General features: G+C 58.5%; 24 protein-coding genes, 1 tRNA gene and 1 pseudogene. 16 read left to right on the top strand and 10 right to left on the bottom strand.

Going from position 1 to position 25,630, the window contains the following annotated elements:
• The first annotated feature begins 82 nt into the window (after positions 1-82).
• Positions 83-940, top strand: coding sequence for a methyltransferase domain-containing protein (locus ACVWZJ_RS03080; RefSeq protein WP_011433969.1), 858 nt, complete (start codon positions 83-85; stop codon positions 938-940).
• 47 nt (positions 941-987) lie between these two features.
• Here ACVWZJ_RS03080 and ACVWZJ_RS03085 read toward each other — a convergent pair whose 3' ends face one another.
• Entirely contained in the window at positions 988-1,728 is a 741-nt protein-coding gene (locus tag ACVWZJ_RS03085) for a uracil-DNA glycosylase (RefSeq protein WP_238376782.1), read from the bottom strand.
• Between the two features lie 160 nt (positions 1,729-1,888).
• Here ACVWZJ_RS03085 and ACVWZJ_RS03090 point away from each other — a divergent pair, with 160 nt between their 5' ends.
• The 7 genes and pseudogenes from ACVWZJ_RS03090 (at position 1,889) to ACVWZJ_RS03120 (ending at position 8,382) form a co-directional block, all read left to right on the top strand.
• Positions 1,889-3,349: a TldD/PmbA family protein gene (locus ACVWZJ_RS03090; RefSeq protein WP_011433971.1), complete on the top strand. Its 1,461-nt coding sequence runs from the start codon at positions 1,889-1,891 to the stop codon at positions 3,347-3,349.
• 20 nt (positions 3,350-3,369) lie between these two features.
• Positions 3,370-4,236, top strand: a complete 867-nt coding sequence (locus ACVWZJ_RS03095; protein ID WP_457394531.1) for a DUF4351 domain-containing protein — start codon at positions 3,370-3,372, stop codon at positions 4,234-4,236.
• A gap of 4 nt (positions 4,237-4,240) precedes the next feature.
• Positions 4,241-5,590: pseudogene (locus ACVWZJ_RS03100) on the top strand (RNA-guided endonuclease InsQ/TnpB family protein).
• A gap of 54 nt (positions 5,591-5,644) precedes the next feature.
• On the top strand, positions 5,645-6,985 hold the full coding sequence (locus ACVWZJ_RS03105; RefSeq protein WP_011433975.1) for a TldD/PmbA family protein: 1,341 nt from the start codon (positions 5,645-5,647) through the stop codon (positions 6,983-6,985).
• 15 nt (positions 6,986-7,000) lie between these two features.
• Positions 7,001-7,798: an MBL fold metallo-hydrolase gene (locus ACVWZJ_RS03110; RefSeq protein ID WP_011433976.1), complete on the top strand. Its 798-nt coding sequence runs from the start codon at positions 7,001-7,003 to the stop codon at positions 7,796-7,798.
• Positions 7,795-8,223: a DUF2358 domain-containing protein gene (locus ACVWZJ_RS03115; protein ID WP_011433977.1), complete on the top strand. Its 429-nt coding sequence runs from the start codon at positions 7,795-7,797 to the stop codon at positions 8,221-8,223. The genes ACVWZJ_RS03110 and ACVWZJ_RS03115 overlap by 4 nt, the downstream gene beginning before the upstream one ends.
• A gap of 74 nt (positions 8,224-8,297) precedes the next feature.
• Positions 8,298-8,382 (top strand) — tRNA-Ser (locus ACVWZJ_RS03120).
• 346 nt (positions 8,383-8,728) lie between these two features.
• Here the strand turns inward: ACVWZJ_RS03120 and ACVWZJ_RS03125 are convergent.
• Positions 8,729-9,109, bottom strand: coding sequence for a hypothetical protein (locus ACVWZJ_RS03125; RefSeq protein ID WP_011433978.1), 381 nt, complete (start codon positions 9,107-9,109; stop codon positions 8,729-8,731).
• Positions 9,110-9,149: 40 nt separating this feature from the next.
• Positions 9,150-11,558 carry a DEAD/DEAH box helicase gene (locus ACVWZJ_RS03130; RefSeq protein ID WP_457394536.1) on the bottom strand — a complete coding sequence of 803 codons (2,409 nt, stop codon included), beginning with the start codon at positions 11,556-11,558 and terminating at the stop codon, positions 9,150-9,152.
• 195 nt (positions 11,559-11,753) lie between these two features.
• Here ACVWZJ_RS03130 and ACVWZJ_RS03135 point away from each other — a divergent pair, with 195 nt between their 5' ends.
• The 3 genes from ACVWZJ_RS03135 to ACVWZJ_RS03145 are packed head-to-tail and all read left to right on the top strand — an operon-like array spanning position 11,754 to position 13,793.
• Positions 11,754-12,407, top strand: a complete 654-nt coding sequence (locus ACVWZJ_RS03135) for an anthranilate synthase component II (protein WP_414357317.1) — start codon at positions 11,754-11,756, stop codon at positions 12,405-12,407.
• Positions 12,404-13,222 (top strand): MBL fold metallo-hydrolase, encoded by an 819-nt coding sequence (locus ACVWZJ_RS03140; protein ID WP_041436742.1) that lies wholly within the window; start codon positions 12,404-12,406, stop codon positions 13,220-13,222. The genes ACVWZJ_RS03135 and ACVWZJ_RS03140 overlap by 4 nt, the downstream gene beginning before the upstream one ends.
• A gap of 4 nt (positions 13,223-13,226) precedes the next feature.
• Positions 13,227-13,793, top strand: coding sequence for an ankyrin repeat domain-containing protein (locus ACVWZJ_RS03145; RefSeq protein WP_011433982.1), 567 nt, complete (start codon positions 13,227-13,229; stop codon positions 13,791-13,793).
• A 10-nt stretch (positions 13,794-13,803) separates the two neighbouring features.
• On the opposite strand, the gene ACVWZJ_RS03150 is transcribed toward ACVWZJ_RS03145, so the two are convergent.
• Positions 13,804-14,781, bottom strand: coding sequence for a deoxyhypusine synthase family protein (locus ACVWZJ_RS03150; protein ID WP_414406823.1), 978 nt, complete (start codon positions 14,779-14,781; stop codon positions 13,804-13,806).
• Positions 14,782-15,048: 267 nt separating this feature from the next.
• Here ACVWZJ_RS03150 and ACVWZJ_RS03155 point away from each other — a divergent pair, with 267 nt between their 5' ends.
• From ACVWZJ_RS03155 to ACVWZJ_RS03165, 3 genes are read left to right on the top strand one after another with little or no spacing between them, the layout of a single operon-like run.
• Positions 15,049-17,133 (top strand): HAMP domain-containing sensor histidine kinase, encoded by a 2,085-nt coding sequence (locus tag ACVWZJ_RS03155; protein ID WP_457394541.1) that lies wholly within the window; start codon positions 15,049-15,051, stop codon positions 17,131-17,133.
• 4 nt (positions 17,134-17,137) lie between these two features.
• The gene (locus ACVWZJ_RS03160) at positions 17,138-17,443 is read left to right on the top strand and encodes a DUF4126 family protein (protein ID WP_457394544.1); all 306 of its coding nucleotides are present in this window, start codon (positions 17,138-17,140) and stop codon (positions 17,441-17,443) included.
• A gap of 15 nt (positions 17,444-17,458) precedes the next feature.
• Complete coding sequence (locus ACVWZJ_RS03165) at positions 17,459-17,782, top strand: hypothetical protein (RefSeq protein ID WP_457392883.1); 324 nt, start codon at positions 17,459-17,461, stop codon at positions 17,780-17,782.
• 36 nt (positions 17,783-17,818) lie between these two features.
• Here the strand turns inward: ACVWZJ_RS03165 and ACVWZJ_RS03170 are convergent, their stop codons facing one another.
• The 4 genes from ACVWZJ_RS03170 to petG form a co-directional block, all read right to left on the bottom strand.
• Positions 17,819-18,856 carry a hemolysin family protein gene (locus ACVWZJ_RS03170; protein ID WP_457394548.1) on the bottom strand — a complete coding sequence of 346 codons (1,038 nt, stop codon included), beginning with the start codon at positions 18,854-18,856 and terminating at the stop codon, positions 17,819-17,821.
• A complete protein-coding gene (locus ACVWZJ_RS03175) occupies positions 18,849-19,013 on the bottom strand; it encodes a hypothetical protein (protein WP_187147237.1) in 165 nt (54 codons plus the stop codon). The genes ACVWZJ_RS03170 and ACVWZJ_RS03175 overlap by 8 nt, the downstream gene beginning before the upstream one ends.
• A 144-nt stretch (positions 19,014-19,157) precedes the next feature.
• Positions 19,158-20,786, bottom strand: coding sequence for a bifunctional pantoate--beta-alanine ligase/(d)CMP kinase (locus tag ACVWZJ_RS03180; protein ID WP_457394613.1), 1,629 nt, complete (start codon positions 20,784-20,786; stop codon positions 19,158-19,160).
• A gap of 63 nt (positions 20,787-20,849) precedes the next feature.
• On the bottom strand, positions 20,850-20,963 hold the full coding sequence (gene petG / locus ACVWZJ_RS03185; protein WP_011433989.1) for a cytochrome b6-f complex subunit V: 114 nt from the start codon (positions 20,961-20,963) through the stop codon (positions 20,850-20,852).
• Between the two features lie 146 nt (positions 20,964-21,109).
• On the opposite strand from petG, the gene ACVWZJ_RS03190 reads away from it, so the two are divergent.
• On the top strand, positions 21,110-22,513 hold the full coding sequence (locus tag ACVWZJ_RS03190) for a 2-succinylbenzoate--CoA ligase (protein WP_414424683.1): 1,404 nt from the start codon (positions 21,110-21,112) through the stop codon (positions 22,511-22,513).
• On the opposite strand, the gene ACVWZJ_RS03195 is transcribed toward ACVWZJ_RS03190, so the two are convergent.
• Positions 22,510-23,103, bottom strand: coding sequence for a DnaJ domain-containing protein (locus ACVWZJ_RS03195; RefSeq protein WP_457394551.1), 594 nt, complete (start codon positions 23,101-23,103; stop codon positions 22,510-22,512). The two genes, ACVWZJ_RS03190 and ACVWZJ_RS03195, sit on opposite strands and share 4 nt — an antisense overlap.
• Before the next feature lie 241 nt (positions 23,104-23,344).
• Here ACVWZJ_RS03195 and ACVWZJ_RS03200 point away from each other — a divergent pair, with 241 nt between their 5' ends.
• Positions 23,345-24,100, top strand: coding sequence for an ankyrin repeat domain-containing protein (locus ACVWZJ_RS03200; RefSeq protein WP_457394554.1), 756 nt, complete (start codon positions 23,345-23,347; stop codon positions 24,098-24,100).
• Between the two features lie 940 nt (positions 24,101-25,040).
• On the opposite strand, the gene ACVWZJ_RS03205 is transcribed toward ACVWZJ_RS03200, so the two are convergent.
• Positions 25,041-25,589 carry a metal-binding protein gene (locus ACVWZJ_RS03205; RefSeq protein WP_457394556.1) on the bottom strand — a complete coding sequence of 183 codons (549 nt, stop codon included), beginning with the start codon at positions 25,587-25,589 and terminating at the stop codon, positions 25,041-25,043.
• Positions 25,590-25,630 lie beyond the last annotated feature (41 nt).

Consider the following 25,630-nt stretch of genomic DNA (forward strand, 5'->3'; position numbering starts at 1 on the left):
ATCGGGTTTCAAGACCTCCCCATCAAGCCCCACCGGGCAAGAGGATCCAAAATGAGAAAGCCATAGACCGAGATCTGCCGCCGTGACCTCCACCCTCAACCAACGCATTCGCCACTTCTACGATGCCTCCTCCGGCCTCTGGGAGCGGGTGTGGGGGGAGCACATGCACCATGGCTATTACGAGCCGGGCCAAACCGGTAAGGATCGCCGCCAAGCTCAGATTGACTTGATTGATAGGGTTATCCAGTGGGGCCAGATCGGGGATCCCTGCCCTCCCCAGCACATTCTTGATCTTGGCTGTGGCATTGGGGGGAGCAGTTTGGAATTAGCCCAGCGCTTCGGGGCACAGGTTACGGGCATTACCCTCAGCCCCGTCCAAGCCAAGCGGGCCGGGGAGCGCGCCCAAGAGGCCGGCCTGAGCAGCATGGTGCAATTTCAGGTGGCCGATGCTCTGGAGATGCCCTTTGCAGCCGACACCTTCGATTTGGTGTGGTCTTTGGAAAGCGGCGAGCACATGCCGGATAAGCAGCGGTTTCTGGCCGAATGCTGGCGGGTCTTGCAACCGGGCGGGCAGTTGATGGTGGTGACCTGGTGCCACCGCGAGGGATCCCTGAGTCGGCAGGATCAACAGCTTTTGCAGAAAATCTACGAGGTGTACTGCCTACCCTATGTGATCAGCCTCTCCGGCTACGAGGTTCTGGCCCAACAGGTGGGCTTTGAGCAGGTGCGCAGCGCCGACTGGTCGGAGCGAGTGGCCCCTTTCTGGGATGAGGTGATCGCTTCTGCCCGCGACTGGCGCTGGATCTGGGCTTTGCTGCGCAGCGGCTGGGTTACCGTTCGCGGGGCGCTGGGGCTGGGCCTGATGCGTCAGGCTTATGCCACCGGCTTGCTCCGCTTTGGCCTCTTGACTGGGTTCAAACCTGGGGATCAGCCAAGGTAGGGATCCCTTGCTCCCCTTTGGGAGAAGGGGCGCTTGGGAAAATGGGCTCAAAAGTCCGGCTGAGGTGGCGTTGTGCCGTTGAGTTCCAGATACTTTTGCTTCACCGCCTGGATGTCCTGCCACATCAACCACTTGGGGCTGCCGGGGGTGCGGTCTGGGTTGCGCAGCAGATAAGCCGGGTGAAAGATGGGCATACACCAGCGCCCCTGCCACTGGATCCATTCCCCGCGGATCTTGGTGATCCCTCGCTTCTCGCCCAAAAGGGAGCGCACCGAGGTGGCCCCCGTGAGCAGAATAATCCAGGGATCCACCAGGCGAATCTGCTCCAACAGATAGGGACGGCAGGCGTCCATCTCCTCCTGGGTGGGCACGCGGTTGTTAGGGGGGCGGCACTTGACCACATTACAGATGTAGGTGTCCTGCTCGGGATCCAGCCCCACCGAAGCCAGGATTTTATCCAGCAATTGTCCCGACTTGCCCACAAAAGGCAGCCCCTGCAGGTCTTCGCTTTCCCCTGGCCCCTCTCCGATGATTAAAATCCTTGCCTTGGGGTTGCCCCGATGCACCACCACATGGGTACGGCTGGCTGCCAAGTCGCAGCGCTGGCATACCAAACAATGCTGCTTCAGTTGCTCCAAATCCCTGTAAGTGCCGGGGGGGATGGACACCTGGGCCGACAGGGGGATCTGATCCCACTGGGGGAGTGTCTCCTCCGCCGGGGCTGGCGGCTCGATGGGATCGTCAAACAGGCTGGGCTGAAGCTCCGGCGGTTTTTTCTTGGCAGCCATTGCAAGTCGAGGTTTCCTTGTGCAGCGATCTTCGATTGCTCCCCCGCCCTTGTCAAGCTCAAGGCCAACCTGCCGGCAGGGGAGAACCTTTACTCCTTGTTAAACTGAGAAAACGAAAACTTGCGCCGGCCTTAGCTCGTCTCTACTCCCTGAGCCTGCCATGCTGCTTTTGTCCAAAGAACTGCCCAACCTGAACTACCGTCATACTCTACAGCGCTTCGACGAGGATTGGCGGGATCCCCTCTCTGCCCTGTTGGGTTGGGGTCGGGCTGCCGGTGCCGATTTGGTGGAGATTTTTCTAGAACGGGGCAATTCCATCAGTTGCCTGGCCGAAGATGACGCCATCACCAGCATCACCCCACGGCTCTCCACCGGGGCCGGCGTGCGGGTGTTTCGCGGCTTGGCCGACTGCTACGTCAGCACCAACGATCTGTCCTTTGCCGGTCTCAAGGCTGCTCTGGAGAAGGGCCTTTCGCTGATGGGCCTCACCCCTCCCGGCCCCACAGCGCTGGTTTCTGCCATCAACCTGGAGATGCTGCAGGACTACGGCGAGCGTCGCCGCAAAGATGGCTGGTTGAAGGAATGTAGCCCCATTGCGGAGATGGGGGAGATCCTGCTCAAAGCCAACGAGCAACTGGGTCGCCAAGCCCGCCATGTGCAGTCCCGCCGCACCACCTATTTCCGCGATTGGCAAGAGATTCTGGTGGCCTGCAGCGATGGCACCTTTGTGCGGGATGTGCGCCTCACCCAATCCGTGAGCTCTACGCTGCTCTGTGCCGATGGATCCCATCGCGCCTCTGTCAGTCAACGCTCCGGCGGTACGGGGGATCCCAACTTTTTGCGCCGTTGGGATCTGGAGGCCCACAGCCGGGAGCTGGCAGAAGCTGCCGGCCAGATGCTCTATGCCGACTATGTGGAATCCGGCACCTACCCGATTGTGATGTCCAACGCCTTTGGCGGCGTCATTTTCCACGAAGCCTGCGGGCATCTGTTGGAAACCACCCAGATTGAGCGCAAAACCACTCCCTTTGCCGACAAAAAAGGCCAGAAAATTGCCCACAAAAACCTCACCGCCTGGGATGAAGGTCTCTCTGAAGGGGCCTTTGGCAGCCTGGATGTGGATGACGAGGGGATGCCCGTCCAGCGCACTCTGCTGATCGAGAAGGGCATTTTGAAAAACTTCTTGGCGGATCGGGCTGGCTCAATGCGCACCGGCCACCCTCGCACCGGCAGCGGTCGCCGACAGAACTACACCTTTGCCCCCGCCAGCCGTATGCGCAATACCTACATTGCCCCCGGAGATGCAGAACTGGACGATCTTTTTGCTTCTATCGACAAAGGCATTTACTGCAAGCGTATGGGGGGAGGGAGCGTCGGCCCCACTGGGCAATTTAACTTCGCCGTCGAAGAAGCCTATCTCATCGAAAACGGCAAGATTACCAAACCCCTCAAGGGAGCCACCCTGATCGGAGAAGCCAAAGACATCTTGACCAAAATCTCCATGTGTTCCAAAGACCTCAGCTTGGCAGCTGGGTTCTGTGGCTCCGTCAGCGGCAGCATTTATGTGACGGTGGGGCAGCCTCACATCAAGGTAGATTCCATTACCGTGGGCGGTCGCTAATTCCAGGGATCCACCTCGACATGGCCTATGACAACGTCTGCAAATATCTGGCCGAGCGTTTCCCAGAGCAGTTTGCCCGCTGGCTCATGGGAGAAGTGGCTCGGCTCCGACTCTATCGGAGGTATCCTCACCTATCGGTGCAGCAGGTGGTCAAGGTGCTCCGCACCGCTAACGCGATTGACTTGCGCAAAACGGGGTCGGAGGGAGTTTTCCAGACCTCTTTTCGTCTAGAGAGGCTGAGCCATGAGTTCGATGTTGTCCGCCTGTGGGAATGCGATTTGAGGGCCGGAGCGGATCGGCAAGCCCTGCTACCGTTTCGGGTTCTAAGCCAGGTGGAAGATCCAGCAGAAACCTTGCGAGAGGTGGTCAGTGAGCTAGAGAGCTTGGCAGACCCCAGTGAGAGAAGGGAATTGGCAGCCGCAACAGCCGTCTTGGCGGGACTAGCATTGGATCGGGGTTTGATTCGACAAATCATGAGGTCTTTGGATATGAGGGAATCGGTGATCTACCAAGAGTGGCGGGCAGAAGCTCTGCGAGAGGGGCTGGAAGAAGGGCGCAAAGAAGGACGCAGAGAAGGACTACAACTGGGCCTGCAACAAGGGCTACAACAAGGATTGCAACAAGGATTACAACAGGGATTGCAACACGGGGAAGCAACGCTGGTTTTGCGGCTGCTCAGGCGGAAGTTGGGATCCCTTGACCCGGCCCTTGAGAATAAGATTTGGGCTTTGTCAACGTCACAACTGGAGGCGCTGGGGGAAGCTCTGTTGGACTTCAACAGCTTGGAGGATTTAACTGCCTGGCTAGCCCGTCAGCTAGAAACCGCAGGAGCCCCGCTCTCTGCCCACAGGGCAAGGGTCGGGAGGAATGTGAGTAAAATGCAATAAGGCTATGACCCAAGTCCTGACCGTTTCTTGCAAGCTCAAGGTGTCCCAGTCGCAAGCCGCCAAATTGGACGAGACATTGGATGCTTTGTCGCTACGCGACGCTAACGCGAACGGCCAAGCCTTGAACTGGGTCAACCAAAACACACCCGAGAAAGTCGTCAACCCACTGAAACTCCAATCCCTGTGCTACTACGAAATCCGTGCCCGTTTCGGCTTGTCCAGTAATTTGGCAAGGACTACGTCCCGCTTACGCGACCAACAGATATGCAGACGGGTAGCGTCTGCTCGCAAGGTGGCACAACAGAAAAACCGCCCGGTCAAAGCGTTGTCGCTACGCGACGCTAACGCGAACAAGGGTGGCTTCGCTACCTACGACGCTCGTATCTTTTCGTTTCGCGAGAAAGACTGGACGGTGTCGCTCACCACGGTGGAGGGTCGAGAACGCTTTGAGCTGGCGATTGGTCATTACCAGAGAGAACAGTTGGCAGGCTCCAATCCCAAAAAGACCTCCGGTCCGCTGACGCGAACGGCCACTCTGGTCAAGCGCAAAGACGGTTCCTACTCCATCCAGATTTGCGTGGAAGCAAAGTTACCGGAACAGCAGAACACCGCTCAGGTGGTAGGCGTGGACTTGGGAAGGACAGATATTGCCCATACGTCAGAGGGGGACAACTGGAATGGACAGCAGTTGAACAGAGTCCGAGACCACTACTCCCGGTTGAGGGCGGTACTCCAACGCAAAGCCAGTAAGGGCACACGCAGTTCGCGGCGCAGATGCAGAGAACTGTTGCAACGGCTGTCTGGTAAGGAGAGACGCTTTCAGTCGCGTCAGCGTTGCGTAGCAAAAACGTGGGTCAATCATCGCATCTCTAAAGCTATTGTTTCTAGGGCAAAGGCCACAAATAGCGCTATTGCTTTAGAGGACTTGACAGGGATACGGGAGCGTATCAACCAACAACCCCGCAGCAAAGCCGAGCGGCGCAGGGCCAACAGTTGGGCGTTCTACCAACTGAGGCAGTTTCTGGAATACAAGGCGAGAGTTGCAGGGGTTTCTCTAATCCTTGTTCCGCCTGCTTATACCTCGCAGACCTGTCACAAGTGTTTGCACATCCATCCCGACCCTGCGCAATCCTGTCGCGTCAGCGTTGCGTAGCAAAATCGCAGTGGGAAGCAGTTTAAGTGTGGGCACTGTGGATGGGAAGGGGATGCGGACTGGAATGGGGCCAACATGATTGCCAAACTTGGGGCTGCTGTAAACCAGCCTAGAGGTCCGTGGTTGGCTTGCCAACTACAGGGCTACCGAAAGCCTGCACTCTTTCGCTTTAGCGGTGCGGAGCGCTCTGCGTCAGCATGAGTGCGGGTAGTTTACTAGAGGCGCTGGATGGCAACAGGAACTTGGGGAGTGGCAATGGTGCAAGTCGAGGTGTTGGCAGAACAGACACAAAGCTGTGCCCGGCGGCTGGGGATCCCTCAGTTTGATCTCTACGGGGCTCAAGTGGATGAAACCAGCGTGCAGGTAGATCATGGGGAACCTCGCCAGGTCAAGGCTTCCCACCGCTGCAGCGTGACGGTGCGGGCCTGGAACGACCAAGGGCAGGTGGGAGTAACTTCCACCACCGATGTGGATGAGGCGGGGCTGGAACTGGCCCTGCAAACGGCCTTTGAAGCCAGCCATTTTGGCGTGCGGGAACATGCCCCTCAATTCAGCCCGGAAGCCACTCTGCCCATTGCCCAGCCTTGTAACGACAAAGGGCCGTTGGCTTTGGCTGGCGACTTGTTGGAACAGTTGGTGGCTGCTGAAAAGGCACTCCTGGGATCCCATCCCGCCATTCAGGGGGTGCCCTACAACGGCCTAGCGCAGCGGCAAATCAACCGCTTCTACCTCAACAGCCACCAAGCCCTGCGACAAGAGGAGCATACCCTCGCTTCGGTTTTTCTCTACAGCAAGGCAGAGCAAGAAGGTCGCAAACCCCGCAGCGCCGGAGCCATGCGAGTGGCTCGCAGCCTGGATGAGTTGGATATCCAGGGTTGTGTGCAGGAAGCTGCTGAGAAACTGATTAGCCATCTGGAGTACGAGCGGATCCCTTCTGGAAAATACACAGTGGTCTTTTCAGGAGAAGCCTTTTTGAGTTTGTTGGGCGCCTTCTCCAATGTGTTCAATGCCCAAAACATTTTGGACAACCAAAGCCTGTCCACCCCAGAATCCCTGGGCAAGACCATTGCCTCACCTCTTCTGTCGGTGTGTGACGATGCCCTGCACCCGACCAATGTGGGAGCGATCAGCTTTGATGGAGAAGGCACCCCCACCCGCCGTGTCCCTCTCATCACCAATGGGGTCTTGACCCACTTTTTGCACAGCGCCGGTACGGCTAAGCGCCTAGGAGCCAAGCCCACTGGCCATGCCAACATCGGCGCCAAGGTCACAGTTGCCGCCCACTACTACCATGTATTTGCCGGGGCACCGCCGGAGAGCACCTATGACTTGGCTACGGCTGAAAATGTAGTTTGGATCGATGAGCTGCAAGCGCTTCATGCCGGCGTTAAGCCCCTACAGGGATCCTTCTCGCTGCCGTTTCAGGGGTGGTGGGTACGCCAAGGAGAACGCATCAGCATCGAAGCGGCCACGGTGGCCGGAGACTTCCTGGAGCTGTTGAAGTCGATTTTCTACGTCGAGCCCGAGCCGCAAGTCACACCGGGTGGGCTGTGTCCCCGCATCTGGGTTGCCGATCTCTCCATTACCGGGCAATAACCTCACTTCAAACTCATGCAACTGACCCGCATCGACCTCAACAGTTGGCTCATCCACACCCGGGAGCAAACCTTCCTATTGGATCCGTGGCTGGTGGATCCCCTGGTGTTTCTGGGGATCCCCTGGTTCATCCGCCTGGAGCACCGCCAGCCGCTCCCTTTTACGCCGGAGACCTTGCCCAAAATCGACGGGATCCTCCTCAGCCAAGCCCAGCCGGATCACTGCCACCCACCAACGTTGCAGCGCCTGGATAAGCGGATCCCCGTTTTGGCCTCGCCGGCTGCAGCCAGAGTCGTGAAGAGTCTAGGATTTGCAACGGTTCAGGCTCTGGATCCCTGGCAGTCTGTTCGCTGGGGGGATCTGCGGGTCACGGCCATTCCCGGTGCGCCCCTAGGGCCTGTCCGTGAGCTGGGCTATCTGCTGGAAGAGGTGCCCTCTCAGACACGGCTTTACTACGAGCCTCATCTTTCCCAACCGGATGTCCGCCCGCGGCTGCAGCAGGAGTTTGGCTCCATCCATACCCTACTGATTCCGGTGGTGGGGCAGATCTTTCCCCTCTTGGGAGAGGTGATCATGGGGCCAGAGCGGGCCCTGGAGGTGGTGGCAGCCCTACGCCCCCAGCAGGTGATCCCTACGGCGATGGGAGAGGTGGACTACCACGGGTGGTTTGCCGCCCAGATCCGCCCCTTGGGCAGCCTGCAGGAGTTTCGAGAAAAGCTGGCAGCCTTGAATGCCGCCACGTCCCAATCCATCCAGTTGTGTTGCCCCGCCCCTGGGGAAACGGTGTCTCTTTCTGTCGTGGCCAAGACATGAGCCTTCCTTCCCAAGCCCCGCCTAGCGCCGATCTGGTGGCCATCTTGCGGGCAGATTACGCTCGCTTTCCCCGGGATCAGACCTATGCGATCTACGACCCGCAGGTTTACTTCCGGGATCCCCTCAACGAGTTTCGCGGCTTGGATCGCTATCGCCGCATGATCGAGGGGATAGGGCGTTGGCTACAGGATATCCGTCTCGATCTGCAGGATATTCGGCAAACCGGCAACCAGATCCGCACCGAGTGGATCCTGAGCGGTGCTTTGGCTTTGCCTTGGCGTCCCCGCCTGTGCATCCCCGGCTGGACAGAGATGCAGATCAATGAGACGGGGTTGATCGGATCCCATGTTGATTACTGGCGGTGCTCTCGCCGGCAAGTGTTGCTGCAAATGTTTCGGCCTGGGGATCCCAAAGGATCCCGTTAATAGCTTCCATCCTTTGCTAGGATCACAAAGCTGACTTTTTAGCCCTCCTGGAAAGTCGCCCCTGTTCTCAATCTGGAGAGATGGCCGAGTGGTCGAAGGCGCAGCACTGGAAATGCTGTGTGGGGCAACTCACCGTGGGTTCGAATCCCACTCTCTCCGCTGGAACTTGTTTGTCAGAGCAACTCACCGTGGGTAAGGCCATCCGGCCCGCTGGCGCGACCGAATCCTACTCTCTCCGTAATCCGATAACGTCCACTGAAGTCCAGAAAGCTCTTACCCAGCAAGGCTTCTGGGCTTTTTAGTGTCCACGATAGACCGGGGAAACCCACTGTAATCCAGGCTAAAGTGGGACACAATAGGGGATATAACAGACGGGGTGGGACATGGCCCTGTCAGAGATGGCCATTCGGAATGCCAAACTCAAGGACAAGCCGTACCAGTTGCCGAATAGAGAAGCAAGGCCATCCTGCCTGCCGAAGTTTTTGCCGAACCAGCTGACTATAGACTATAGACTAACGGCCAACCGTAGGACGATGCCGACAAGAGCTACGGTGGCAGCTCCAATCAAGGCAAAAGCCAGGTTAACCACTTGGGCGCTAGCCTTTTGATAGGTGTCAATTCGTTCTAGGATCACCCGGTTTTCTATCCCCTGCTCGGCCCAACGTCTCTCCTGCTCGGCCCAACGTCTCTCCTGCTCAGCCCAACGTCTTTCCTGCTCGGCCCAGCGCTTTGCTTGATCGGCTGCCAGGGCTTCTAGCCGCTCGTTGGTTCTGGAGACATCCTGCCGTAGTCCTTCCACATCCTGTCGGATCTCTTCCACATCTTGCCGGATCTCTTCAATAACACTCAACACATCCCTGAGGGTGGGTTCACCGGCGGGCATCATAGAGCTGCAACCTCACTGAACAGCAAACGGTCTGAGCTCGCTAGATCAACTCGCTCACCGGGAAGCGATCCAGCATTTTTTGGGCTTGACGGGCATTTTCCCGTAACTCCGCCGGCAGATGGGGAACATAAGGGATCTGAGAAAGCAAATCCAGCGTGCGGCGGATCAGGCGCACCAAGTCTCCGGCATCTAGGTTGGTGCTGGCTTCTAGGGTTTCCCAAGGGATCCCTTGCGCCCAATGTTCGACGATCCCAGCCAAGCTGGGCTCAAACCCAATCGGCACATGAAACACCTGGTGTTGCCGTTGGCTGCGGAACAGCTGCCGCCGTAAACCCCGCAATCCGTGCAGCACATCCTCCACCAGCCCCGAGGTGCGCAGCCGGCTGTAGGTACCTGAACGGGGAGCCTCTGAGACCAAGGCAGCCACAACTCCGGCCAAATGATGGGGAGCACAGCCCTGACACTCACCCGAGAGCAGAGCCAGCGCCAGCCAGAGCTCGTTATCCCCCCGCAGCGCGGCCACCACCTCTCCGCTATCGGTAGGTTGATACTCTTGCAGACAGTTGAAATCCTGCAACACCCCCACCAAGGCCATAAATTGCTGCCAGCGCAACTCCTGCACGGAATCGCTTTGCCGCTCCAGGTGCTCGAGGCGCTTGAGCAAGCGCTGGCGTTTTTCTCGCAAACCCAGCAATTTTTTCCCCACTTGGTGAGCGGGGTTCTCTCGGATTTGAGCTTCTAGGGCACGGATTTTTTCCTCTTGGGCATGAATGTGGGGAAAGGCCAACAGCCGCAAGGTGGGATCCGGCTCAGCTTCCCGTTGTTTGAGCAAGTAGCGCAAAATGCGTCGTTCTTCCCGCCGTTGCGCCTGCATCTTCTCATAGCGGGCGATATCTTCGTCGGCAATGCCTCCCAAGAGACGGTCGATCTCCTCCAGCTCGGCGCGCGTGTGCAGGATCTCCTGTTGTTCGGGCAACTTTTGCAACGAGAGCAAATACTGGCCGAAGCTGCGGTTGATCAGATCCCGTGCTGCTTCCAAAGAGTGCTTTTGCAGCAGGTTCAGCACCATGCCATAGGTGGGGGTAAACTGGCTCACCAAGGGATCCGCTCCAGAGGTGGCCAGCCGCGCAGCTTCTTGGGCCCCCTCAAACGGGGATTGCACCGTCACCACATGGCCGATGATGTCCTTGCCCCGCCGTCCGGCTCGGCCCGACATTTGCATGAACTCGGAAGCGGTCAAGAGGCGGTGGCCGTTGTCGGTGCGCTTGGAAAGGGAAGAGATCACCGTGGTTCGCGCAGGCATGTTGATCCCGGCGGCCAAAGTCTCAGTGGCGAAGACCAGCTTCACTAGCCCCTGCTGAAACAGATGCTCCACCAGTCCCTTCCAGGCAGGCAACATGCCGGCATGGTGAGCGGCAATACCCCGGTAAAGGGCATCCAACTGATCTCGTCGGACAGCTTCGGGCGTTTCTCGACAAAAGCGGTCGATCTGCTCGGCCAACTGCTGCCGTTCTTCCTCGCTGGCTACCAAGTCCAGATCCCTTACGCTGGCCACGGCCATATCACAGCCTTTGCGACTGAAGATGAAATAGATGGCCGGCAGCATGTCCCGCTGGCGCAAGTTTTCCAACACCTGCGCTATGTCCGGCACTCCTGCCCAGGAGGGCTCGTGGGAGTTGGGCCGTTTGCTTTTCAAGCGGCGGTTGCGAACCCACTGCCCCGACTCGGTTTGCTCCAGCAGGGGGAACAGCCCTTTGCGATTGGCAAAGTGAAATTGCAGCGGCACCGGGCGGTGGTTGGAGTCGATCAGATGGGTGGGGCCATGCACCTGGTTCATCCAATCGGTGAGCTGGTCGCTGTTGGCCAGGGTGGCAGAAAGGGCAATGAGCTGGATCGTGGGGGGGCAGTAGATGATTGCTTCTTCCCAGACGGTGCCCCGCTGCTGGTCGTTCATGTAATGGCATTCGTCCAAGATCACCGCCTGCACATCCCGCAAGGGATCCACCTCGCCCTCTGAGAATTCTGTGCCGTCATCGCGTTCGCCGTAGGCATACCTTTGCACTGCCAAGGATATCGGTGTGCCGTAGAGCATGTTGCGGAAGATCTCGGTGGTCATCACCAAGACCGGTGCATCCCGGTTGATGGAAATGTCGCCGGTGAGCAGGCCAACCTGTTCTGGGCCGAATTGCTGGCCAAAATCCCGGAACTTTTGGTTGGAGAGGGCCTTTAGGGGCGTTGTATAGAAAACCCGCTTGCCCTGGGATAAGGCTCGATAGATCGCATATTCTCCAATCAGGGTCTTGCCGGATCCTGTGGGAGCACAAACCACCACCGATTCCCCAGCAGCCAGAACCTGAATGGCTCGGATCTGAAAGTCGTCCAGCTCAAAGGGGAAAAGCTGCCGCAACTCGTCCAGCAAATCGGTTGCCGGGGAGAGAAGCGCACTCATGGGATCCAAATCAACATTGGGAAACCTGGAAACCCGCCCAATTCACTGCTTCCTGTGGGTTGTACCTTCTAGGATACAAGCTTTCTTGGGGCGTCGACTGCTCCCCTGCAAAAAGCGCCAGTTACTCTGCTTCTTTGGATCAAGAACAGCAGCTCAAGCAAGTGCTAAAATGGGGTGCCGTTGCCGGATGCTATCGTGCTGGTCGTCATCGACAACTACGACAGCTTTACCTACAACTTGGTGCAGTACCTGGGGGAGTTGGGAGCTCAGCTTCAGGTTTTTCGCAATGACCAGCTCTCCGTTGACGACCTGCGCCGAATGCAGCCGCAAGCTGTAGTTATCTCTCCTGGGCCAGGGCGGCCAGAAGATGCTGGGATCTCGCTGGAGTTGATTCGGGAGCTGGGGCCAGAGCTGCCGATTTTGGGGGTTTGTCTGGGGCACCAGTGCATTGGCCAGGTCTATGGTGGTCAGATCGTGCGCGCACCTGAGCTGATGCATGGCAAAACCTCGCTCATTTACCATCGAGGGGTGGGGGTGTTTGAGGGGTTGAGCCAGCCTTTCACGGCCACCCGCTACCACAGCTTGGTGATCGAGCCTTCTACGTGTCCTGACGAGCTGGAGGTGACGGCCCAAACCAGCGATGGGATCATCATGGGGGTACGCCACCGCCGCTATCCCCATGTTCAGGGCGTGCAGTTCCACCCGGAGAGCATCTTGACTGCAGAGGGCAAGCGCTTGTTGAGCAACTTCCTGCGCAGCGCCAAAGCCTCAACTGCTGCTCAGCCCAATGTTTCGCAGAAACCTCAGGAAACCGTTGCCGTTGTTACATCAGGGATCCCCACTCCATGAAGCGTCGCCAGCTTCTGCAAGCCAGCGCTGGGCTGCTGGGATCGATGGCCGTGAACCTGGCCAGAGGGCGCAAAGCGGGCGCTCAGACAGCGCCGGCACAAGGTTCGGAAACGCCAACAACCCCAGGGTCTATAGAGTTCACTCCCGGCTCCAGCTCGCAGGGGCTGCAACTGACTTGGCTGCACCACAGTTGTGTTTTGTTCGAGGGGGAGGGCCAACGGTTTCTGGTCAACCCGTTTCGGCCGGCGGGCTGTACGGCTGGCTATCCTGCCCCACGAGTTGCTGCCGATCTGGTGTTGCTCAGCAGCCGCTTGTTGGATGAGGGTGCTTTGGATGTGGTGCCCGGCAACCCCAAGGTGCTGTTTCAGCCGGGAGACTATCTGATTGACGGGATCCGGGTGCAAGGAGTACGCATGCCCCGTGGCCCTCGCTTTGGCGTAAACGTGGGTTGGCGCTGGCGCATGGCTGGGATCGACATTGTCCATTTGGGAGGGGCGCTGCAGCCAATTACGCGGGAGCAGTCCATCCTGCTTGCTCGTCCCGACCTGTTGCTGGTGCCAGTGGGGGGTGGGCCGAAAAATTACGATCCTGCCGGGGCCAAGGCGGCCATTGAGGCGCTGCAGCCCAAGCTGGTCATCCCCACCATGTATCGCACGGCCGCCGCCGAGGAATCCCAATGCGAGCTGCTGCCGCTGCAGGAGTTTTTGCGTCTCTTCCCCGCTGCTGCCCCGCAACCTGCCCTCAGCAACCCGTTGCTGCTCTCGGCCCAGGCTCTGCCCAGGCAGGGGCTCGCCATCCTTTTCTTTGAGGAATAGGGCTATGCGAGGTCAGGTCCTAAAAATCGCTGTCGGACTGGGATCCCTGCTAGTGGGGGGTCTGGGATTCTATGGATACTCCCTACCAGAAGATCCACAAGCCTTGGCCCAAGCCAACCCGCTGCGGCTGCAACTGGCTCTCTGGCTGGGGAAAGACGCCAACGCCGTCGATGAGCGGGGCAAGACAGCCCTGTTTTTCGTGGAGAGCGGCCTCAACGCCCGTCTTTTGCTGGCAGCGGGGGCGGATCCCAATCAACTAGACCATGGGGGAGCTAGCCCACTGCACCAAGCGGCTCGCCTGGGCAACCCTGAGGTTACGAAAGCCCTGCTCCAGGGAGGGGCCGAGGTGAACGCTCGTTTTGGCGCCGGTGGCCTTCCCCTGCATTTTGCCGCTTGGTCCGGCAACCCCGAGGTCGTTCGGCTGCTGCTGGAACATGGCTCCGAGATCGACGAGCCGGACGGCTACGGCCTCACGCCCCTGCGCATCGCCCAGGATCTGCGCCGCTGGGAAGCTGCAACCCTGTTGTCCCGCTGGCCCCGCTCCGCCTCAACCGACGGGCATACAGATTGATTCCCCTTCTCTACCACCCCAGCACCCAGGCGAAGATCAAAGGCGCCACGATGGTGGCATCCGACTCGATGACAAATTTGGGGGTGTCGATCCCCAATTTGCCCCAGGTGATCTTCTCATTGGGCACTGCCCCCGAGTAGGAACCGTAGCTGGTGGTGGAGTCGCTGATCTGGCAGAAATAGCCCCACAGGGGTACGCCCTGGCGACCCAGATCTTGATGGAGCATGGGCACCACACAAATGGGGAAATCCCCGGCTATGCCGCCGCCAATTTGAAAGAAGCCAATGGAGCACTCCGCCGAGGTGTGCGTGTACCAGTCCGCCAGGTGGATCATGTACTCGATCCCTGTGCGGACGGTATGCACATTGCGGATCTCACCCGTGATGCAGTGGGCGGCATACATGTTGCCGGTGGTGGAGTCTTCCCATCCCGGCACATAGATGGGCAAGTTGGCCTCCATAGCGGCGTAAACCCAAGAATCCCGGGGATTAATTTGGTAGTAGGGCTCCAGCCGGCCGCTGCGCAGGATGCGGTAGATAAACTCGTGCGGGAAGTAGTGTTCCCCGGCCTGGTCGGCAGCCATCCACTCTTCCAAAAGGGCTTTTTCTAGGCGCCGCATCGCCTCCTCTTCGGGAATGCAGGTATCGGTTACCCGGTTCAGGTGCCGCTCCAGCAGCTCCTGCTCCTGCTGCGGGCTAAGATCGCGGTAGTGGGGCACCCGCTCGTAGAACTCATGGGCGATGAGGTTAAAGATGTCCTCTTCTAGGTTGGCGCCGGTGCAGGAGATGGCGTGCACCTTGTTCTGCCGGATCATTTCCGCTAGGGAAAGGCCCAGCTCCGCTGTGCTCATGGCACCGGCCAGGGTCACCATCATTTTGCCGCCCTTTTCCAGGTGAGCACAGTAGCCCTTGGCCGCATCCACCAGCGCGGCGGCGTTGAAGTGGCGAAAATGATGTTGGATAAATTGGCTGACGGGGCTGTTGGTCACGATTTTTCCGGTCACTCTGACCTGGTGAAGCACGATTTTCTAGTCTATCAACTTTAGGGGCGCTGACAAGCTTTGCTTGGGGATACCTTTATCGGTATTGGCAACCATTCCCCTGCAGGTCGGCTGGAGCAGGTTGCGTTGCGAAGCCGGGATCCCATACCGGTTCTCACCCGGCCTTGGCTGAGACAAAGGGATCGCCTGCCCATGTCAGAATGGTGGCGAATCACCGCCCTATATCCGTTCACGCTATCTGTTCACGTTGGGTTCATGCCTCCTGTCAGCACTGTCGAGCCAGCCGAGCCCATTGCCGAAGTCCAATCTCCTGAGCTGGCTTCTTCTCCTGCCGAGCCATTGCCTGGCGCTGTGGACATGTCAGTGCCAACAACGACCGGGATCTCTATGGGATCCCTGCAGCGCTGGTGGGCGCGATGGAAGCAAAAACTGCGGTTGGAAACTCAGTTGCTCTTTGTGGCAACGCTGGTGGTCTCATTGGTGGTGAGCAGTTTTACCTTCTGGGCCGTCAGCACTGTGCAGCAGGATGCCCGCTTCAACGAGGCCCGCTTTGGCCGAGATCTGGGGCTGCTCTTGGCCGCCAATGTCGCCCCCCTGATTGCGGAAGATCGCATTGGCGAAGTTGCCCAACTGTCCCGCCAGTACTTTGAGAGCACCAGCAGCATCCGCTATTTGCTCTACGCCGATCCCGAAGGAAACATCTACTACGGGATCCCGTTTTCCAACCAAGAGGTGAAAACCTCCCTCAGCCTCACCCGTCGCATGCAACTGCCGGACAATCGCCCCCCTGCTGAGGGCCAACCGCTGGTGCGCACCCACCTCACTCCTGCCGGGCGGGTGACGGATATTTTTGTCGGCATCTACCATCAGGGCCGCTTTTTGGGCACCCTCGGCCTGGGGATCAATCCCAATCCTGCCCTGGTGCGCTCCACCCAGCTGGCGCGGGAGGTCTCGATTGGGGTGTTTTTGGCGGTGTGGGTCTTGGCCATCCTGGGAGCGGTGGTCAATGCCCTCACCATCACCTATCCCATCAAAGAGCTGGTCAAAGGTGTCCAGGAGATCACCAAAGGTAACTTCAAGCAGCGCATCGACCTGCCCTTCGGGGGAGAGCTGGCCCAGCTCATCGACAGCTTTAACGAGATGGCGGAGCGGCTGCAAAGCTACGAAGAGCAAAACATCGAGGAACTGGCTGCCGCCAAAGCCAAGTTGGAGACCTTGGTCTTCTCCATCGTCGATGCTGCCATTTTGCTGGATGCCGAGTTGCGGGTGCTGCTGCTCAACCCTGCCGCCTCCCGCATGTTTGGCTGGGGAGGGGATCCCGTTTTGGGCAAACCCCTGCCGGAGCTGTTGCCGGAGGATCTGCAGCAGCAACTGGCCCGCCCCCTGATGCAAATTGCCCGCGGGGATCAAGAGGCAGAGGAAGTTCGCGTCAACCTCACCGGCCCCACCAAGCGTGTTATCCGCATCCTGCTTTCGCCGGTGTCGGATCCGCGGCGGCAAAATCTCAAGGGGATCGTGATGACGGTGCAGGACATCACCCGCGAGGTGGAGCTCAACGAAGCCAAGGCTCAATTCATCAGCAACATCAGCCACGAGCTGCGCACCCCCCTCTTCAGCATCAAGTCTTTTATCGAGACCCTCTACGAGTACGGCGAGCAGATGTCCTCGGCGGAGCGGCAGGATTATCTGGAAATTGCCAACCGCGAAACCGACCGCCTCACCCGCCTGGTCAACGATGTTTTGGATTTGTCTCGTCTGGAATCGGGCAAGCAGTACCACTTTGAAGGTGTCGACATCGCGGCAGTGATCGAGCAGACTTTGCGCACCCACCAACTGCAGGCCCGCGACAAAGGGATCCAGCTGCGCAAGTTCGTCGATCCGGATCTGCCGCTGGTCTGGGGCAACTACGATCTGCTGCTGCAGGTGATGACCAATCTCCTGGGCAATGCCCTCAAGTTCACCCCCTCAGGGGGCCTGGTGACGGTACATGCCCACCTGGTGGTTCAGGCGGATGGATCCCCGCAGGCAGTGCGGGTGGCGGTGGCCGATACGGGCATTGGCATTGCCCCAGAAGATCAAGAGCGGATTTTCGACCGCTTTTTCCGTGTCGAGAACCGGGTCCACACCCTAGAGGGCACCGGCCTGGGGTTGGCCATCGTGCGCAACATCCTGGAGAAACATCGAACCCGCATCTGCCTGGAGAGCAAGCTAGAACAGGGATCCACCTTCTGGTTCGACCTGCACCTGTACACTGAAGAGGGACCGCTGGAGTTCGAGGTTCAGCCAGCCGAGACGGATCCCCCCAGTTGCGCTTGGCGGGAGCACTCCCATCAACGCTGAGGATATGAAGGGCATACCGGCCATTTTTTGGGGGTTGGGCCTCAGTTTCGCATTTTTGTGCCACACTGGTGACCTCTACCACCACACAGGGGGGCTGGGCAACCCGCTGTTGGCCACCGGCGAAAACGTCACTTCTCTGCTGCTGGCGGTGGTGGCGGTGCTGGCCCCTTGGCTGGCAGTGCTGCTGATGGGTTTGCTGGTGTACTGGCTGGGCAAAGGCGCGGTGAAACTGGGGTTCCGCAGCAGAAATGCCGCTCCCAAGTCTCAGGGATCCCCGCCGACGGCTGTTCTACACTGGAGAAGGTTTTAACTGGATGGTTTTGCCATGCCGCCTCGCTGGCCCCGGAAGCCCTCCCGTCGGGATCCCGAATTTCGCAAGCTGGATGATCGCTATACCTATGCCGCCCACCTGTCTGTTTTCCTCTGTAGCGGGTCTGGGCTGGTGTTTTTTCAGCAACTGTACCGCGCGGATTGGCCGTGGCTGGTGCCCCTGTTGGGCTGGTGGGCTTTGGGGCTAGGGATCCACAGCTTCTGGATCTTTTTTGTGGCCCGCTACCCTGTCGATGCTGGCTTGATAGAGTTCACTCCCAACGGCGATGCGCACGAGAATCCAACAGCCGCCGAGACGGATCCCTCAGGGGCCAGCTAAGACTCAGAGGGTGGACAACCCGATTGCTCATGGTGCTCAACCGGAGGGGGCAGAAGAGCCACCTTGTCGTCGTTGTCGCTGCAGCAGCAGGGGGGAGAGGTCGCTCTCGTCGTAAATATCCCCCACCAGCTCCTCCAAAATGTCTTCCAGCGTGATCAGGCCGGTGGTGCCGCCAAACTCATCCACCACGATCCCCAGGTGTTGGCGAGAGCGCAGCATTTCCTTGAGCAACAGGCTGACCCGCTTGGTGTCCGGCACAAAAAAAGGCGGTGCCATCGCCTGGGTCACTTCGGCATTGCCTTTTCGATCCAGATGGCGCAGGGCTTGCTTGAGGTGGATGATGCCGACGATCTCATCCTTGGATTCTCCCTGTACGGGGATGCGGGAGTAGCCCGTTTCCAAACAGAGCTTCACCACATCCTGCAGTGTTTTGTCGTGGGAGATGGTCTCCATTTTAACTCTGGGCTTGGCCACGTCCCGCGCTTGGAGTAAGTCCAAAGCCAAGGCACCGCGGAACAGCCGCCGTTTTTGCCAATCCAGCAGCCCCCGCTGCCCCAACACATCGATCAGCAGCTCCAAATCCTTGAGAGAAGCGGTGGCCGTCAGGGGGGAGAATTCCAATAGATTGAAGAGCCTGCTGACAACCCACTCAAAAGCGTCGCTAAAAGGGCGCAGCAGCACCGATAGGACATGAACAGGCCGCACCACCCAGCGGAACACCCCTAGCGGATGGCTCACCGCTAAAGACTTTGGGGCTACTTCTCCAAAGAGGAGCACCACAATTGTGGTGGGCACGGTGGCGGCCAAAGCTCCAATCTGGGTTCCCAACAGTTCAATGGAGAGGGTTGTGGCCAAAGCGGCAATGCCGATGTTGACAAAGTTGTTCACCAGCAACAGGGTGGTGATCAGCCGCGAGCGCTGTTGTTGGGCCAGTCGATACAAGCCCTGTGGATCCCCTTGTTCTTCGATCAGAGATTCCAGGCGCAGGTTGTCCATGGCCGTGATGGCGGTTTCGGCCCCAGAGCAAGCTCCTGAGAGGAGCAGCAAAAAGGCCAAGAGGAAGACATTAACCATAGCGCTCCGTTCGCGACGGCGGAACGGGATACAGGTAGCATTGGCTCATCGAGAGAAAAGCGGGTCGGCCTATTTCCATCATCAACGGGATCCCCTCCGGCACCTCAACACCTCGGTGGTTTTGCCAAAGTTCATCACTCAACCCATAGCTCGGCATCCGTGCCCCCTCATCAACTGCATCTTCAACGAAAATCTTCAATGAGAAATGAGAGAGGGATCAAGCTGTTCAAACCGGCCAGCTCCCTGAAAATCATGCGGAAATCTGACTTGTCCCGTTGATTTAGTCTTGATTGAGTCAAAGCTACTGATCTAAACGGGCCGGTCCAGATCGCTCCAAAAGTTGCCGGTACAACATGACAATCTTGTCTTGCACCTCGGATTGGCTCAGGTGATCTGTGTCGATCAAGATGGCATCGGGGGCAGGCCGCAAGGGAGAGATGAGCCGTTCGCTGTCGCGGCGATCCCGCTGCTCGATTTGCGCTTTCAATTCTTCGAGAGGCACCATTTGCCCTTGGGCTTGGAGTTGGTGTTGCCGACGCTGCGCCCGCTCCCCAACAGAAGCGGTCAAGAAAACCTTCAGCTCTGCATCAGGAAAGACGTGGGTGCCGATATCCCGCCCCTCCAAGACAGCACCGCCATCCCGGCCAATGCTGCGTTGCCGCTTCACCAGCTCCTGGCGTACTCCCGGCACTGCCGCCACGTGAGAGACCCAGCGGGTCACTTCCGGAGAGCGAATGGCCTGGGTAATTTCTTCGCCATCGGCCCAGATGCGGGTCGGCTCTGTCGAAGAGGTGCCACTTTGCAGGGTGAGCTGGGTTTGGGCGGCCAGTTGGGTGAGTTGCTCGGCATCGTCCAAAGGGATCCCCCGTTGCAGTGCCAGCCAGGTGATGGCTCGATACATGGCCCCCGTGTCCAAGTACAAAAGCTGCAGCTGGGCGGCTACTGCCCGCGCCACGGTGGATTTTCCGGCTCCAGCCGGGCCGTCGATGGCAATCAGCGGGCGACGCGGGGGAGAGGTCGTGCCGGAAGAGGGCGGTGCCGCATGCTGGACTCTCTCCAGCGAGGGATCCCCTTGCTCTGGGGAAAGGAGCAGGTTGTCGATCAGGCGAGTTTGCCCCACATAGGCAGCAATGGCCAGCAGGCCCTTGTCTTCCACCCGCGGCAGCGGCTGTAGCGTTTGGGGATCCACCAATTCCAGGTATTGCAGTTGCAGCTCTGGGGTATGCTCCAGCTCAGCACGGGCGGCGGCAAGGATCCCTTCTGCTGAGGGATCCCCGGCCTGCCAATGGTCATATCCCCGACGCAAGGCCCGGTACAGCCCGGCAGCCACCTGTCGTTCAGCAGCAGAAAGGTAGCGGTTGCGGGAGCTACAGGCAAGGCCATCGGCTTCTCGCACCGTGGGGCAAGGGACGATCGTGGTGGGTATTTGCAGATCCCGAACCAAACGCTGAATGATCGCCAGTTGCTGGGCATCTTTCTGGCCGAAGTAGGCCCGCTGCGGCTGTACCAAGTTCAGCAGTTGCAGCACAATGGTGGCTACACCGCGAAAGTGGCCAGGTCGGTGGGGGGCGCAGAGGGTCTGCAGAAGGGATTCGGGGGGCATGACCCAGGTGCGGTCGCTTCCGGTTGCGGGGTCGGCTCCCATCTCTTGCGGGTCAGGGGCAAAGACCACATCCACACCTGCTGCCTCGCACAAAGCTCGGTCCCCCTCTTCGTCGCGGGGATAGCGATCCCAGTCTTCGTTGGGGCCAAATTGCAGCGGATTGACGAAAATGCTGACCACCGTGTGGTCACACTCTTGCCGGCAGCGGCGGATTAGGCTGAGATGGCCCTCATGCAGGGATCCCATCGTGGGCACCAAGCCAACTGTGGATCCCCGCCAATTGGCTACCTGCTCCCGCAAAGCAGCGACTGTGCGCAGCCAGTGCATTGCCATGCCACCTCAATCTCTCTCTCCCCTATGGGTTTTCTCCAACCCCCCCAAAGGCTGCTCCTACAGGCCGATCTTGTTGCTGCGTTGATATTGCCTGTAGGCTGCCACGAATAAGCCCGCCAAGGTGACCACCACCATGCCCAAGACGATCCCCAACAAAATCGGCTCGATCACAACACAGACCTCCCAGTTCAAACCTAGATCATGATAAGCCAAGCCCAAACCTATCCTCACCGTTCCTTGCCAAGGAAATCGAGGGGGGATCCCCTAATAAAATGCAGGGGATCCGCGAAGCCGTTGAGATGGCATACCCATAGCCCATGAGGTCAATTGTCTTGTCCGGGGATGGCGGAGACTTGAAGGAGTGCCTGTCCAAACTGGAAGAGCAACTGCGCCCTTTGGCAGACAAGGCCGTTCCCCTGCTGGTGGCGGACTCGCATCCAGTGCAGGTGTGGGCGGCAGTTTTGACTTGCCAGCGCTTGGGGATCCCGCTGTTCCTGGGTAATCCCCACTGGGGAGAACGGGAATGGGGACAGGCTTTGGCGGATATGGGATCCGGCTGGTGCTGGCGCCAGGGCCGACTGGAAGGGGATCCCGCCCCCTTGAATCTGCGCCTGCGGGATTTGCGGGAAGCTGTGCCCAGCTCCCATTGGCCGCTGATCGGCATCCCCACGGGTGGCTCTGGCGGCCAAGTGAAATGGGCCCTGCACTCTTGGCTGACCCTCAGTGCCTCGGCCAAAGCCCACCAACAGCACTTTGCCGTTGGGCCTGTACACAGCTATTGCCTTCTGCCCCTGTACCACGTCAGCGGCTTGATGCAGGCAGTCCGCTCCTGGCTGAGCGGTGGGCAGTGGGTTGTCTGGGATTGGAAACGGCAACAGCAGGCCAAGGCTTGGGATCCCCCTTTGCCGGGGAGCTTTCTATCGCTGGTGCCCACTCAGTTGCAACGGCTGTTGCTCAGCGCCCATCCGGGAGTTTTGGAGAGCCTGCGCCAATTTCGGGCCATTTTGGTCGGCGGTGGCCCCACCTGGCCCAGCTTGCGGCAACAGGCCCGGCAACTTCACCTTCCCCTTGCCCTCACCTACGGTATGACCGAGACCGCCTCCCAGGTGTGTACGTTACTGCCAGAAGCCTTTTGGCAAGGGAGCGACAGTCTGGGTCGGCCTCTGCCCCACGCCACGCTCCAGATCCGCAGCGAAAAAGGGGATCCCCTGCCCAGCCATGCTGTGGGCTACATTCACATTCAGGCAGAGTCGCTGGCACTGGGCTACTACCCGCACCTAAGTGCTACGCACCGCTTACGCGAAGGGCAACAGCAAGGCTTTACCCCCGGCGATTTGGGCTATCTAGACCGACAGGGATCCCTCTATTGGTTAGGTCGAGCCGATGACCTAATCCTAACCGGCGGGGAAAAGGTGATGGCTGCAGAAGTGGAAGGGGAGATCCGAGCCAGCGGCTGGGTGGAAGATGTGTGCGTGTTGGGCCTACCGGATGCCGAATGGGGGCAGCAGGTGGTGGCGGTGGTCGTCCCCAAAACAGGGATCCCCAAAGAGCTGGAGATGCACCTGAAGCAACACCTAAGCCGCCAACTGAGTCCCTTCAAGCATCCGAAGCACTGGCTGTGGTGTACCGGGATCCCGCGCAACCCTCAGGGCAAAGTCAACCGCCAACAACTCCGGCAGTGGGCAGCTCAGACGTTGGGGATCCCAACGCAGGCAAGTTAGCGGGATCCCTCCCGAATGCCCAGACGGGCTAAATCTCGCTTGATTTCAAAGGCCAATTCTCGGTTGTGCGGCTCCGTGGCCAAAGCTTTTCTCAAGTAGGCTTCCGCCTGCTGATAGCGCCCCTCGTAGATCAAATAGTTGCCGAAGCGCTGGTAGGCCAACGCCAAGATGTGGATGGCCTCGCTGGAGTTGGGAAACCGTTTCAGCAGCGCCTCCGCCTGGGCCACCGCCGTGGGCAACTTCCGCTCCCGCCAGGCTGCCTTGACGCGGGCAATCCCCTCCTTGAGCCCTTCCGGATTGGGCTGCTCTGCCGATGAGGGGCCTATGCTGCGAATGACCACCCGCCTTTCGCCGGCAGCAGGAGAGCTGGGTGGAGATTGACGTTGTGCAGATTGACGTTGTGCATCGTAGCGCTGCCGCTGCTCAGGGTCGCTCAGCACTTGGTAGGCTTGGTGGATTTGTTGGAAACGCTCTCGGGATCCCTCCCCTGCCACATCAGGGTGAAACTGCCGCGCCAACCGTCGAAACGCCTGTTTAATCTCTTCAATGTCGGCTGCAGGAGATAGGTTCAGGATCGCGTAGTAATCCATAAACAGTGGCGAAGTCAAGGGAGCGGGAAAAGACTTGACCGAAAACCAGCTCTAGTCTACCCCTGTAGCCCCGGCTTGACTAAGGGATCCCACCAAGCGCTTGGTTCTCCCGCTTCCCTCAGCAGCAGGGATCCAGTGTTAGACTTTGCCCAAGTTGTTTGGAGCCTCCATTCCGGCCTATCGAGGATCCCTTCCTGTTGCCCAACTTCATTGCAACTTGGCTTTTTTATTTCTATCTGTTATGAGTGAAGCGCTTCATCAAGCTCTTGCCAATCGAGATCTAAAACAATTATTGGCCCATTTGCAGCGGGGGGAAGATGTAAATGCTGTCGATGCTCAGGGAATGACCTTGCTTCACAAAGCGACACTCCTTGGCCATCTGGGACTGCTGGACTTGCTCTTAGTATATGGCGCCTCCCCCAATGCCTTAGATCCCACAGGTGCTACCCCTCTCCATTTGGCTGCCGCCAGGGGTCAGGTCAAGCTGGTGGAGCGTCTCTTGAGGGCAGGCAGTGATATCAATCTCCCAGATAACCATGGCTATACCCCTCTCCATCGGGCTGCTTTAACCGATCAGGTAGAAGTAATCGGTCTGCTCATCCAAAAGGGAGCCAACACCGGTCGTGTTCTCCACTGGGCCACAGCCACCGGTCGAAAAAGCATTCTGGCCCGCCTACTATCCAAGGGAGCGCCGGTGGATGCCACTGACGAAACAGGCCGAACCCCTCTGCATGAAGCCGCCACCCGAGGGGATTTGGGCATCGCTCGCTTTCTGCTCTTGTACGGGGCCAATGCCAATGCGCGCAACCGATTCGGGGCGACACCGATGCACTGGGCTGCTTGGGAAGGACACATCGAAATCCTGGAGCTTTTGCTGGAAAATGGAGCCGAACTAAACCCTCGCAATGAAGATGGGCATACCCCCTTAGCCTATGCACAAAAACGCCAACACAGGCTGGCTGCTCAATGGTTACAAGATCGAGGGGCAACTCTTTAGTATCAGGTTTGGGATAGAGAATAAAACAAGAGTTGATGGAAATTCTAGCCGCTTTGGGTCATAGGACATTCAGGCTTCCCCCTCTCTCACAAGACAGGGGTTGAAGGTGAGGGTAATCTCTACAGAAAAAAGGAGAGAGGCTGTTAGGCTTTCCTCCCTCCAGTCTCTTCGTCGCGGTTAGCGTTAACGCCAGCTAGATTCTAACTGATTCTTCCACCTGATTCAACTTTTTTCTAGAGTTTCTCTTGAGCCCAACATAAATTTTTGAACGACAAAGCAAGACATAGGACAGACAGTTTGTCCCAAAAGGTTGGTCTTTTTCCTTAGCTTCTGACAAGTTTGCAAAGGAAACTAGAGCAGCAATCTTTGTATTCGGTCTTGTCTTCCGGTTCCCGAAGCCAGATTGCCCCCTTCCAAAGCCATAACCCTCAGCCGCTGTTGCTCCTTTACACTGCCACCTCCACAGATTGACATGAGCAAGCAAAAAATCTCTCTATCAACTGATTCTGACTCTCATTAGCACAGAACCTTGCTTAGCCTTGGAGAGGAGAAAAAGGGATCCCTGCTGACGCAGATGGCCAGCTCTGCCAGCACAGGATCCCTGCCGCATCCAAGACAAGAGAGGAAGACTGATGGATATGACTCCACCACTCAACTGAGTAACAGTATAGCTTTATTGAGATTGAATCGCAATACCTAGCCACCAGAATAGGGAAGATTCTTGATAAAAACAACTTGCATCAAGCTGTGAAAGCCGGGCAGAGCACCTAGGCCAGAGGGCAATTGGTAAAGACTTGCAGTTTCAGCCTCCTTAAGAGGACAGGTCGCGGAGTTGTGGGCACAGCACAGCAACAGGTTCAAGCGGGAGTGGGGGGTAGGCAATCTCACCGCCATTCAAATGCCGGGGCAGGCAAGAATCAGCTTTTGGCCCAATGGATCCCTAGCCACGATAGCTGAGTCGCCTGGCGGGAGATCGAGCCTGACGGCGTTTGCGCCAGCGTTTCCAGTGGGAGATCGTCCAGTCGCTCAGGCTGTGGTTCACCGATCCCAGTTCCAACCCCATCCCAATCCAAAAGAGCATCTCGGCGTGAACTTGCAGCAATTGCCAGAGATCGCTGCCCCACACCCAGGGTTGCCACATCCACCAGCCCAACCGGGATCCCAGCCAAGCCCCCAGCAGGCCAGCTCCTCCTGCCCATAGGCTCAAGTACAGTACCCGCACGGCGGTGCCCACAATCGGCCCATGAGACCAAAAGGAGCGATGCCGCATCCACTTGCGGTAGGGCAGCCAAATCCAGCGCAAGAACAGCCAGCGTTGATACTGTCGGGAACAGGTGTCCAGATCTCCAGAAAACATCAGGCCGCTGAATAGATAGGCCGATCCCACGGCCAGAGCAACCGTGGTGCTGTTCCCCAGCAAACCGGCGGCTAAGGTGATGCCGGGGGCTGTCCAGAGGGTGATGCGATCGTGGGTGGATCCCAGGGGCATAAAGCCGGAGCAACGGTACAGGACTGCGGCTCAGTTTACCC

The organism is Thermostichus sp. OS-CIW-29 (assembly GCF_054058195.1).